This window comes from Mesorhizobium sp. M5C.F.Cr.IN.023.01.1.1 (assembly GCF_003997585.1).
GTDB classification, from domain to species: Bacteria; Pseudomonadota; Alphaproteobacteria; order Rhizobiales; family Rhizobiaceae; genus Mesorhizobium; species Mesorhizobium wenxiniae.
In genome coordinates, this window is record NZ_RZSU01000164.1 from 1 (window position 1) to 10,630 (window position 10,630).

General features: G+C 64.1%; 12 protein-coding genes. 4 read left to right on the forward strand and 8 right to left on the reverse strand.

Features of this window, described 5'->3' with window-relative positions; genetic code table 11:
• On the forward strand, positions 1-547 hold a 547-nt coding region (locus EOA78_RS33415; protein ID WP_164784056.1), incomplete at its 5' end, for an SIMPL domain-containing protein.
• Positions 548-797: 250 nt separating this feature from the next.
• On the opposite strand, the gene EOA78_RS33420 is transcribed toward EOA78_RS33415, so the two are convergent.
• Complete coding sequence (locus EOA78_RS33420) at positions 798-1,160, reverse strand: hypothetical protein (RefSeq protein WP_127319784.1); 363 nt, start codon at positions 1,158-1,160, stop codon at positions 798-800.
• Positions 1,161-1,471: 311 nt separating this feature from the next.
• Positions 1,472-1,918 carry a YcgN family cysteine cluster protein gene (locus tag EOA78_RS33425; RefSeq protein WP_095491649.1) on the reverse strand — a complete coding sequence of 149 codons (447 nt, stop codon included), beginning with the start codon at positions 1,916-1,918 and terminating at the stop codon, positions 1,472-1,474.
• Positions 1,919-2,129: 211 nt separating this feature from the next.
• On the opposite strand from EOA78_RS33425, the gene EOA78_RS33430 reads away from it, so the two are divergent.
• Positions 2,130-4,139, forward strand: coding sequence for an OmpA family protein (locus EOA78_RS33430; RefSeq protein ID WP_127319786.1), 2,010 nt, complete (start codon positions 2,130-2,132; stop codon positions 4,137-4,139).
• Between the two features lie 435 nt (positions 4,140-4,574).
• Here the strand turns inward: EOA78_RS33430 and EOA78_RS33435 are convergent, their stop codons facing one another.
• The 3 genes from EOA78_RS33435 to EOA78_RS33445 all read right to left on the reverse strand — a co-directional run bounded on the left by EOA78_RS33435 (position 4,575) and on the right by EOA78_RS33445 (position 7,099).
• On the reverse strand, positions 4,575-5,441 hold the full coding sequence (locus EOA78_RS33435) for an NAD(P)-dependent oxidoreductase (RefSeq protein ID WP_127319788.1): 867 nt from the start codon (positions 5,439-5,441) through the stop codon (positions 4,575-4,577).
• Between the two features lie 114 nt (positions 5,442-5,555).
• A complete protein-coding gene (locus EOA78_RS33440) occupies positions 5,556-6,218 on the reverse strand; it encodes a LuxR C-terminal-related transcriptional regulator (protein WP_127319790.1) in 663 nt (220 codons plus the stop codon).
• Between the two features lie 8 nt (positions 6,219-6,226).
• Positions 6,227-7,099, reverse strand: a complete 873-nt coding sequence (locus EOA78_RS33445; RefSeq protein ID WP_127319792.1) for a S1C family serine protease — start codon at positions 7,097-7,099, stop codon at positions 6,227-6,229.
• 270 nt (positions 7,100-7,369) lie between these two features.
• Between EOA78_RS33445 and EOA78_RS33450 the strand changes: the two genes are divergently transcribed.
• Positions 7,370-8,317, forward strand: a complete 948-nt coding sequence (locus EOA78_RS33450; protein WP_127319794.1) for a trypsin-like peptidase domain-containing protein — start codon at positions 7,370-7,372, stop codon at positions 8,315-8,317.
• Between the two features lie 3 nt (positions 8,318-8,320).
• On the opposite strand, the gene EOA78_RS33455 is transcribed toward EOA78_RS33450, so the two are convergent.
• Together EOA78_RS33455 and EOA78_RS33460 are read right to left on the reverse strand one after the other, a co-directional pair.
• Positions 8,321-9,232, reverse strand: coding sequence for an arginase family protein (locus EOA78_RS33455; protein ID WP_206533552.1), 912 nt, complete (start codon positions 9,230-9,232; stop codon positions 8,321-8,323).
• Between the two features lie 122 nt (positions 9,233-9,354).
• Positions 9,355-9,768 (reverse strand): VOC family protein, encoded by a 414-nt coding sequence (locus EOA78_RS33460; RefSeq protein WP_127319796.1) that lies wholly within the window; start codon positions 9,766-9,768, stop codon positions 9,355-9,357.
• 66 nt (positions 9,769-9,834) lie between these two features.
• Here EOA78_RS33460 and EOA78_RS33465 point away from each other — a divergent pair, with 66 nt between their 5' ends.
• On the forward strand, positions 9,835-10,461 hold the full coding sequence (locus tag EOA78_RS33465; RefSeq protein WP_127319798.1) for a TetR/AcrR family transcriptional regulator: 627 nt from the start codon (positions 9,835-9,837) through the stop codon (positions 10,459-10,461).
• Here EOA78_RS33465 and EOA78_RS33470 read toward each other — a convergent pair.
• Positions 10,403-10,630 (reverse strand): LysR substrate-binding domain-containing protein (locus EOA78_RS33470; RefSeq protein WP_245477960.1); only part of this gene is annotated, 228 nt, incomplete at its 5' end. The genes EOA78_RS33465 and EOA78_RS33470 overlap by 59 nt on opposite strands.

Sequence of the window (10,630 nt, forward strand, 5' to 3'; positions counted from 1 at the left end):
GGCAAAGACTGCGCGTGCGGCGCTCGATGCCAACAACGACGCCATGGCCTCCGTGATCGCCGCTATGAAGTCGGCTGGCATCAAGGAGCGCGACCTGCAGACGGCCGGCATCCAGATCAGCCCGCGCTACAACTACACCAACAAGCCGGACGGCAGCCAGGAAGCCGAACTCATCGCCTATCAGGTGACCAACACGCTTTCGGTGCGAATCCGCGACATCGACAAAACAGGCGAGATTCTCGACAAGGCGGTATCGCTCGGCGTCAACCAGGGCGGCGGCATCTCGTTTTCCAACGAGGATCCGGCTGCAACTCTCACCGAAGCCCGCAAGAAGGCGGTCGCCGACGCCATGGCCAAGGCAAAGACGCTGGCTGAAGCCGCCGGCGTCAGCATCGGTCGCGTGCTGGAAATCACCGACCAGAATGTCGCGCCGCCGCCGATACCGATGAACGCCAAGGCCTTCGACGTGGCCCGCGAATCGGTTCCGGTGCAGGCTGGCGAGAATTCCTACACAGTGCAGGTCACCGTCACTTTCGAGTTGAAGTGACCGCCGCTTGAACCCGTGGTTCGGCGCTGTCGAAGCGCGGCAACCGGCAACATCGATCTGCTGTATGAAAAACCCCGGAGGACTGATCCTCCGGGGTTTTTTCGAGCCGCACCTTTCCACCCTGGCCGAAAGGGGCTCTGCTCCCAGAGCATGATCCCGAAAAGTGGGAACCGGTTTTCGAAAGATCATGCTTAAACAAGAAGGCCGGTGCCGGTCGGCAACGTGCCGAACGTTTACCGAAGATGAACGTCTACCGGTAGATCACCGGGCAGCCGCGCTCATTGGCGAACACGATCACCACGCGGTCGCCGTACTGGCGGCCCGCGACTTTAACCGTGCGGCGGCTGACGTCGATAATACGCGCGCGGCGCAGACCCATGCGCTCGGCCTTATAGAGGGCACGGTTCGGCGAGCAGGACCGGCGCCAGTCGCGTTCGCGGCGGCGCTCGCGATAAAAATAATCGTCGTCGCCGGTATAGACGCCGACGCGCGGATCGTCGTTGTTGCCGAAGCCGAGATAGATGCTGTCTGCCTGGGCGGTGGCGGGGATAGCGGCAAGCGTGCCGAGGCCGATAAGCGCCGAAAGGGCCGCCGTCTTGATCGCGTTGAACATTGTCTTCTCTCCTTGTTCAGGGCTTCCGCCTGTCTTGATCGAACCGGTGTGTCTTGATCGAACCGGTGTGTCTTGATCGAACCGGTGTGTCTTGGTCGAACCGATGGGGAGGAGAATGCGCCGGCGTATCTGAACTTTTTGCGAACCAGCCGTTCATATTGGGTTCATGTGGCAACAAGAGGTAATTTCGCGGTTTCTCCAATTCCGGTTCTGAACAACTGGCCGGTTCTGAACAATCTAGCCGGTTTTGAACAATCTGGATAGAAACGCCCTGTCGCGCAGCCGGTTCCGGGCCCTGGCTCGAGGCTCCCCTAAGGCTCGTCGTCCAGCATGTGCTCGAAATAGTCGTCCGGCTCGGCAAGATCGGTCTCGCTGGCGCTTACCCGGCCGCGCATCGAGATGCCGGCCTCATGCACCGTCTCGGCACTCCCCGACACCAGCCTGTGCCACCAGTAGAGATCGTGGCCCTCGGCGACCAGCCGGTAGGCGCAGGTCTTCGGCAGCCAGCTGATGGTGCGCACATTCTGCGGCGTCAGCCCGACGCAGTCCGGGACGCGCGCCAGCCGGTTGGCATAGTCCGAACAGCGGCACGTTTCGGCGTCGAACAGCCGGCAGCCGACGCTCGTCCAGTAGATCTCGCCGGTGTCTTCGTCCTCGAGTTTCGACAGGCAGCATTTGCCGCAGCCGTCGCAAAGCGATTCCCACTCGGCCGGGGTCATCGCTTCGAGCGTCTTGGTTTTCCAGAACGGCGTTTCCATCGACGGGATGTGGCCCCCGCTGGCGTCAAGGTCAAGCACGCGACAGACGCAAAGCCGGCCGGCACCATAGGCCGGCACCATAGGAATGACACGAAGTCGCCTTCAAAACGCCGGCCAATCGCCGTTCGTGGCCGTTAATGCCTGCTAACCGGAACCAATCCGGTTGATGAACAGTTTGGGCCGGGATGGGACGCCAAAAGGAGGATTTCTAATGAAACGCCAACCACGGATTCTGGCAGGCACGGCACTTGGCCTGCTGATGGCGTCCGCGCCGTTGGGCGCATTCCCGTTGCAGGGCAGCGCCGCTTTCGAACCGCCGCAGCGTACCGCAACACCCTTGATCCTGGCGCAATCGAATTGCCCCGAAGGCGAGTCGGCGGAAGACTGCCCACAGCAGGCGGAACCGGAGCAGAAGCCGCGCAAGAAGCGCGAGCGGCAGGCTGAATCGGCTCCCACGGAGCAGGCCGCGCCTTCCGGGGACGAGCAGGGCAATCAACGCAGGAAGAAGCGCGAGCAGCAACAGCAGACCGAATCAGCCCCTGCCGAACAGGCGGCCCCGGCCGAAGAGCAAAAACCGCGCAGGAAGAAGCGCGAACAACAGCAGATCGAAGCAGCGCCGGCCGAACAGGCCGCCCCGGCCGAAGAGCAACCGCGCAGAAAGAAGCGCGACCAGCAACAGCAGATCGAAACGGCACCTTCCGAAGAGCCCGCCGGACAGGCGGCGCCGCGCGAAAAGGCCGCACCTGCAAATGACAACGAGCAGGTCACGCCGCGCCGGAAGAAGCGGGACCAGGATCAGCAGATCGAGGCTGCGCCAGCCGAACAGCCAGCCAGGAAGGAAACGCCCGCCGGCGAGCAGGGCGAGCCGCTTCCGACCGACCAGCAAGCGGCTCCGGCTGAGGGCGAAAAGCCCCGGGAGCAGGCTAAGGAACGTCGCAAGAAGCCTATCGGCGAACAGCCGGTGACGGAAGAGCAGCCCACAATCGGCGAACAGCCCGCCGATGGCGAACAGGCTGCGCCGGCCCAAGGCGAAGCTCCGGTCCAGGGCGAAGCGTCCGATCCAAACGCGGTTCCCGTGTTCGACAGCCAGAAGGATGCCAGGCGCAAGCGCAAGGGCGGCAGGGACAACGCGCAAGAGACGGGCGGCCAGGACGCGGGTGGTCAGCCCACCCAGCAGGACGGCGAGCAGGCGGAAGCCCCGGAGCCGGTTCCGGTCGACCAGGGGCCGCCGCCCACCGATGACAGGACGGCCCAGCAGGCGATCAAGCTTGAGAAGGTGGTTCCGGTGACGGAGGAAAAGGGCAAACGCGTTGAGCGTGTGCCTGACGTCGAGGACATTCGCCGCCGTCGGCGTCCGCAAGGTGTCGACGTCGTCAGGGAACTCGGCGACCGCGTTATCCTACAGTTCAACAACCAGACGATCGTGGAAAGCGACGATACGCCGCGCCTGCGCCGTGGCGCGAGGAACGTCTACTATGAGGAGTTGTCGGGCGATCGCACCCGGGAAATCGTCGAGCGTGACAACGGATTCCAGATCGTCACCATCCGCAACCGCTACGGCGACGTCATCCAGCGTTCACGAATCGCGCCCGACGGACGCGAATATGTGCTGAGCTATGTCGACGAGCGGTACTATGAGGACGACGACGACTGGCGCGATCCGGGCGACGATCTGCCGCCGATTCGGATCGACATTCCGCGCGAGGAGTACATTCTGGATTCCGAAGAGGTCGAGGATCCAGACGACTACTATGCCTTCCTCGAACAGCCGCCGGTGGAGAGGGTTCAGCGCCTCTACTCGATCGACGAGGTCAAGCGCTCGGCCCGTGTCCGCGACATCGCCCGCCGCATCGACCTCGACACGCTGAACTTCGAATTCGGTTCGGCCTCGATCCCCGAAACCGAGGTGCAGAAACTGGAAGGCGTCGCCAGCGCCATGGAGAAGCTGCTGGAGAAGAACCCGGCGGAAACCTTCCTGATCGAAGGCCATACCGATGCCGTCGGCAGGCCGGAGGCGAACCTCGCTCTGTCCGACCGTCGCGCGGAGGCTGTCGCCGAAGCCCTGACCAATGCCTTCAGCATCCCGCCGGAGAACCTGACGACACAGGGCTATGGCGAGGAATATCTCAAGGTCGATACGCCGGAGCCTGAGCGCGAGAACCGTCGCGTCGCCATCCGCCGCATCACCTCGCTGGTGGCGCCGGTCGCCAGTGCGAATTAGGCCATGGTCCCGAACCGAAGGTCAGCGAAGCAAAAAGCGGAAACGGGTCTTCGTAAAAGACCAGGGCAACTTAAAAGCAACGATTCCAGAAACCTGAACTGGTTTCTGGAATCTATATGGGAAGACGTAGCCCACCCGCTTTCACCGGGATGGCGATTTCCGGCAATGAGCCGAGGTTGAAGGAGAATGTACGTCGCGATTTTAGCCAGGCATTGAATCGCGAGATCGTCCACCCCAGATTCTGACTAGGGCTTCCCTGCCCTGTCCCGACTCCAGCGGGACACATGAGCCCCGCCGGTACCCCCTCGCCGGCGGGGTTTTGTTTCCGGCTTCGGTGGAGAACCGAAGCCTTAGGCCAGGCCCAGACAATTCCTCACTGTGCCCTCCGCCTCAAAGCCAAGAAGGCTGAGGATTGAGAACGGCGTCCGGTGCCGGTCAGTAAATACTTTTGACGTTGGTTCCCGAATTCGCGAACACCTCGTCGGGCACGAAGAAGTCACCGGCAAGCGGGCCTTTCGCGCCCGGCGCATAGATCGAAAAATCGCTGACGCCCTCGGCGCGCAGCACCTCTTCGTCGATGTAGAAATTGCCGGTGGCTTCGCGCGACGGCCTGAGCAGGATCGCATGCGCGGCCTCGGCCATGATATCGGGCGAACGGCTCATCGCCGCCACTGTCGCCCCGCCCAGGAGGTTGCGCACCGCTGCCGTATCGATCGTCGAGATCGGCCACAGCGAATTGACGGCGATGCCGTCCCTGGCGAACTCCGCGCTCATGCCCAGCGTGCACATCGACATGCCGAATTTGGCCATCGTATAGGCGACATGGTTCTTGAACCATTTGGCCTTCATGTCGAGCGGCGGCGCCAGATTCAAGATGTGAGGATTGTCAGCCAACTTCAGGTGCGGAATGCACATTTTGGAAACTAGGAACGTGCCGCGGGTGTTGATCTGGTGCATCAGATCGTAGCGCTTCATATCGGTTTCCAGCGTGCCGGTGAGTTGGATGGCGCTGGCATTGTTGATGCAGACGTCGATGCCGCCGAATTTTTCGACGGTCCGGGCGACTGCGTGGGCCACCTGCTCCTCCTCGCGTATGTCGCACAACATCGGCAAGGCCTTGCCGCCGGCCTGCTCGATCTCCTCAGCCGCCGTGTAGATCGTACCCGGCAGCTTTGGATGCGGCTCGGCGGTCTTGGCCGCGATCGTCACATTGGCGCCGTCGCGCGCAGCGCGCAGTGCGATCGCCAGGCCGATGCCGCGCGACCCGCCGGAAATGAACAGCGTTTTTCCCTTGAGCGACATGTCTTCCGCCTCCCTCGCAACATCACAGGCGCGATCCTTGCGCGGTGGTTGCGTGCCGCGCAAGGCCCAACACGCCGGATGTAGTTTACGCTGCGTAGGCTTTGGAACGACAAATTAGACCAGCACCAGGCCTCGCCGCATGGCGATGGCGATCGCGTCGGTGCGGTTGGCCGCACCTAGCTTGATCAGAATGGCCGCGACGTGGAACTTCGCCGTGTGCACGGAAATGTTCAAGCGCCGCGCGATCACCTTGTTGGGCGCGCCCTCGGACAAAAGCACCAGCACTTCGCTCTCGCGCGGCGAAAGCGCCGGCCGCTCGGTCCTGTCGTCGACCGGCTCCTCGTCGGAGAGGTCGTCGTCATGAAAAGCGAAATCGTCATGCCGATCGGACAAGGGGCGGCCCTCGCCCGAAATCCGGTAGCCAGCCGCCGCCAGCCGCGCGGCAGCAGCGATCAGCAGATCGTCCGCTGCCGCCGGCAGCACGGCAAACACGGTATCGGCGGGCTGCCGCCTCCCTCGTTGAGACAGGAGCACCTGGGGTATCGCGGGATCGGTAGCGGCACCTTCCAGCCGTCCGCCCCCCAGGGCTTCTCGTTCCAGGCTATTGTCATCGATGACCGCGACATCGGCTCTGTCACCGCTATCGCTTTTGCCGGCCACAATCGGCAGCAGATCGTCAGTCGCGGCAAGGGCCGTGGACAGGTGTTCGGCACGTACGGCGTCATCGAGCGCGATCAGCACCGTCAGCCGCCGCCCCGTGATCCCGTGACTTGCCATCGATCTTCTCAGTTCAGCGGCTTTTCGCCGATAGTCAGTACGACATCGCGCCGTTCGCCGCCGCGTGCCACGCCGAGCGTCACCGACGCGCCGGCGCTGTCCGGCCCGAGCCTGCGGATCAGGTCGCGCGGGCCATGCACGGCTTCGCCGTTCCACGACACGATGATGTCGCCAAGATGCAGGCCGGCGGCCTTCGCCGGGCCATTATCGTCGAGGCTCATCACCATCGCGCCATGCGTGTCGCCGTTGCGGATCGGATGCAGGCCGGCGCCGAGATAGCCGCGCGCGACATGGCCCTTCTCGCGCAGCGTCGCTGCCGCCCGCTCGATCGTCTCGTAAGGCATGACCAGCGCCCGCCGGCGCGGCCCGAACAGCAGCATGCCGATCAGTGCGCCCTTGGCGTCGAGCACCGGGCCGCCCTCGAAACGGCCGCCGGCATTGACGGCCAGATTGATGCGCCGGTCGATCGTGCCGCCGCGCATCGAGCGCCAGGCCGGACCGACCTCACCGACCGTGCCGAATGCGGCGAGCCCCGCACCGTCGCTATTGCCGATGGCGATGGCGAGATGGCCCGGCCGCACCGTGCCTGCCTTGGCCAGCGACGGCACGTCCGGCGCGCCGGTCGGCTTCAGAAGGGCCGTCCCAGTGGATGGATCGCGGCCGACCAGCTCAGCCTTCACCTTGTCGCCCGAAGAAAGCGTCAGCTCGATCTCCTCGCCGGCCTCCACCGCCTCCTCGGCAGCGATAAAATAGCCGTCGCGCCAATGGAAGGCGGTCGCGGTGCGATGCTGATGCGTGGCGAAGCTCGCCGTCGCCGGCGCCGCTGCGGCGGTGATATCGGCGATGGCGTCGGAAAACGCGCTCAGATTGAAGTCGCTCATGTTGATCTCCTGGGTTTTATCGCATCGGCCCGAAAATCGGAATCGATTTTCGGAAAGCACTTTGCGAGAACTCAAAGTCTTAGAGCGTACTTTGAGCGTCCGATGGGCGCTCGTCGCTCTAACCCAGATATCGCTCGGCAGCGCGTTCGCGGGTACTCGCCTGACGGCTAGTTGGGCGTTGGACTGGCCATCTGGTCAGGTCGCGGCCGATCCGGCCGCTCCGCACATATAGGCATCCTTCATCTCGCTCTAAAGACACGGAGCCCTGCCATGTCCCTCCCCGCCCAGCAATTGCAATTCGACGATGCGTTGCTCGATGATTATTCGGCAACGGTCGCCGATGCCGTGGACCGCATCGGTCCCGCCGTCTGCCGCATCGAGCGCATCGGTGGTACCGGCGGCCAAGGCTCCGGCTTCGTCATCACGCCGGACGGGCTGGTCGTCACCAACTTCCACGTCGTCGGCGATGCCCGCACCGTCCGCGTCACCATGCCGGACGGCGTCTCCAGAGAAGGCCGTGTTCTCGGCCGCGACCCCGACACCGACATCGCGCTGGTGCGTGCCGACGGCAGCTTTGCCGATATCGCGCCGCTCGGCGATTCCAAGCGTCTGCGGCGCGGCCAGATCGCCATTGCCATCGGCAACCCGCTCGGCTTCGAATGGACCGTCACATCAGGCGTCGTCTCGGCGCTCGGCCGCTCGATGCGCGCCTCCACCGGCCGGCTGATCGACGACGTCATCCAGACCGACGCAGCACTCAACCCCGGCAATTCCGGCGGACCGCTGGTGTCGTCGGCGGGCGAGGTCATCGGCGTCAACACAGCCATGATCCATGGTGCGCAAGGAATCGCCTTCGCGGTTGCCTCCAACACCGCCAATTTCGTCATTTCGGAGATCATCCGCTTCGGCCGCGTCCGCCGCGCCTTCATCGGCGTCTCGGCCGACACGACAAACCTGCCGCGCCGCGCCGCCCTGCTGTCGCAAGTGTCGAGCAGCACAGCGGTGCGCCTGCGCAGCGTCGAGGCGAACAGCCCGGCGGCCAAGGCCGGGCTCAGGGAAGGCGACATCATCGCCGCCATCGACGGACGCCCGGTCACCGGCGTCGACGATCTGGTGCGCCTGCTCGACGCCGAGCGCATCGGCCGCGACACCCTGTGCACGGTGGTGCGCCGCTCCGGCATTACTCAGGTCAAGGTGATGCCGGTGGCGCGAAGCTAACGATTATCGCGGCGCATAGATCTGGCCAAGCAGCGAAACCAGCAGCACGGCCAGCTCTCCGGTCGGATCGAGGTCAGGATCGAAAATGGTCATATCCATTCCGGTGCAGCGCGGATCCGCTACCAGCGCCGCGAGAATGGCGACGAGATCGTCGGGATCGATGCCGGGACTGCCTGGTGAATCCACCGCCGGCATCACCGTCTGATCGAGCGCATCGACGTCGAAATGCACCCAATAGGGCCAGCCGGTTCGCGCCAGCGTGGTCCAGGTCTTGTCCAGGACCTTTGCCGCGCCAAGCTCTCGCACGGCAAAGACGTCGATCAGCGTCATCGCGGTCGAATTGATGTCAGGCCAGGCGAAGTCGGGGTCGCGGTTCTCGCGTTCGCCGATCTGAATCACCTGCTCGTCCACAACAAGGGGGCTTGCGATGTCAGGCCAGTCGGTCAGCAACGGCTCGCCACGTCCGGTGGCGAGGGCAAGGTCCATGCCGGCGGCCGAGCCGAGTGCAGCGTTGATGTCATAGTTGCCCGGATGGCGGAAATCGCTGTGGCCGTCGACATGGACCAGCGCCACGGGACCAGATCGCCGGGCAGCGGCCAGCGCGCCAAGCAGAACCGCGCAGTCGCCGCCGACGACCAGCGGGAACTCGCCTCGTCCCAGCGCGCCGGCAACAACTTCAGCGAGTCCGAGATTGAAGCTGCGTAGCGCGTTGCCGTTGCGCAGCCGGGTGCCCGGCTGTGGCTCCGTGCTATAGCAGGGCCGATCAAGATCATCCACTTTGAGGGGCGAAAGCCTCTCGATCAAGCCAGCTTCGGCCAACGCCTGCGGCGCACGCCACGTCCCCGGTATATGACCTGGCCTCAGCGGGCGCAGGCCAAGGTTTGAGGGTGCGCGGACAAGGCAGATTTCACGCATGGAATAGGCCCAGGGTTGCCAAGCTCACCATAGACCGCGAATGCCCGCCCGGTCACGTGGCCCGAGTCGTCCCCTCACCTCTGCCGACAGTTCCTGTCGGGGGGCGTCGTTCAGGCTCCCCGTCACCCTTCAACAAACTGCGCCAGGAACTCCGCGCTCGGCGGGATCGGCTTAATCACGTCGATCAGCACGCCATTGGGGTCTTTGGTGATGAAATGACGCTGGCCGAAGGGTTCGTCGCGCAAGGACCGCAGGATCGGCAGGCCGGCGGCCAGGATCCGTTCGTAGACCGCGTCCGGATCCTTGACCTCGAAATTGATCAGCAGCCCCGACGTTCGGCCACGCCCCTCCTCAGGTATCGTATCGTGGTCGCCTTGGACGATGCCGAGATTGACCCGGCGATCCTCGGCCGACTGCAGATGCACATACCAGTCGCTCGCAAACAGCGGCTTGAAACTGAAGTGCTTGATATAGAAGGCCTTCGTGCCGGCAACGTCGCCCGTCATCAGCACCGGATAATAGCTCGTCGTCTTCATCTTTCCTTCTCCAATCGAATAACATACATTCTGCATGTAGATTTAATTAACATACAGGCTGCATGTATGCAACAAGAATCCACGCGCCGCTCAAACCGCGACCGAACCGAAGCGACGCGCGCCGACCTGATCGCCGCGGCGCGAAAACTGTTCACCGAGAAATCCTATGCGGAGACCGGCACGCCAGAGATAGTTGCAGCGGCCGGCGTCACGCGCGGCGCGCTCTACCACCACTTTGCCGACAAGCAGGCGCTGTTTGCCGCGGTGGTCGAGCAAGAGGCGGCGGCTGTGGCGCAAGAGATCGAGCGCGCCTCGCCGCCCTCACTGTTTGCCCGTGACGCGCTGATCGCCGGTTCCGATGCCTACCTTGCCGCCATGCGCGCACCCGGCCGCACCCGGCTGCTGCTGCTCGACGGACCGGCCGTGCTCGGCCGCGCCGCAATGGACGACATCGATAACCGCCACGGCAACCGTTCCTTGCGCGAGGGCCTCGTCGCGGCGATGCGCGCGCAGACCATGACGAGATTGCCGGTTGAGGCACTGACCGCGCTGCTTGCCGCCGCCTTTGATCGGGCGGCGCTCGCTATCGAGGCCGGCGCCCTAACCGGCCCCTATCGCGAGGTGCTTGTCGCCCTTATCGATGGACTGTCTCCGACTCATCCTCAGGCACCTGGCCCGGCTCGAACTCGTTGAAGCAGCCGAGCTGCCGTTTGAACTGATCGATCAGCCAAGCTGCCGCGGGTTTCGGGCTTCGGTCGGTGCGATGCATGGCAAACAGCGGCGAACGCACCTCGCTGTAAGGCTCGAGGTCGAGTTCCACCAGCCGGCCACTCGCCAGATCATCGGCGATCAGCCATCGCGG

What these genes read in the sequence shown, in the direction of transcription:
- EOA78_RS33420 (WP_127319784.1), bottom strand. Translation starts at nt 1,160, where the DNA reads ATGTTCAACGCGATCAAGACGGCGGCCCTTTCGGCGCTTATCGGCCTC.
- EOA78_RS33425 (WP_095491649.1), bottom strand. Translation starts at nt 1,918, where the DNA reads ATGGAAACGCCGTTCTGGAAAACCAAGACGCTCGAAGCGATGACCCCG.
- EOA78_RS33430 (WP_127319786.1), top strand. Translation starts at nt 2,130, where the DNA reads ATGAAACGCCAACCACGGATTCTGGCAGGCACGGCACTTGGCCTGCTG.
- EOA78_RS33435 (WP_127319788.1), bottom strand. Translation starts at nt 5,441, where the DNA reads ATGTCGCTCAAGGGAAAAACGCTGTTCATTTCCGGCGGGTCGCGCGGC.
- EOA78_RS33440 (WP_127319790.1), bottom strand. Translation starts at nt 6,218, where the DNA reads ATGGCAAGTCACGGGATCACGGGGCGGCGGCTGACGGTGCTGATCGCG.
- EOA78_RS33445 (WP_127319792.1), bottom strand. Translation starts at nt 7,099, where the DNA reads ATGAGCGACTTCAATCTGAGCGCGTTTTCCGACGCCATCGCCGATATC.
- EOA78_RS33450 (WP_127319794.1), top strand. Translation starts at nt 7,370, where the DNA reads ATGTCCCTCCCCGCCCAGCAATTGCAATTCGACGATGCGTTGCTCGAT.
- EOA78_RS33455 (WP_206533552.1), bottom strand. Translation starts at nt 9,232, where the DNA reads ATGCGTGAAATCTGCCTTGTCCGCGCACCCTCAAACCTTGGCCTGCGC.
- EOA78_RS33460 (WP_127319796.1), bottom strand. Translation starts at nt 9,768, where the DNA reads ATGAAGACGACGAGCTATTATCCGGTGCTGATGACGGGCGACGTTGCC.
- EOA78_RS33465 (WP_127319798.1), top strand. Translation starts at nt 9,835, where the DNA reads ATGCAACAAGAATCCACGCGCCGCTCAAACCGCGACCGAACCGAAGCG.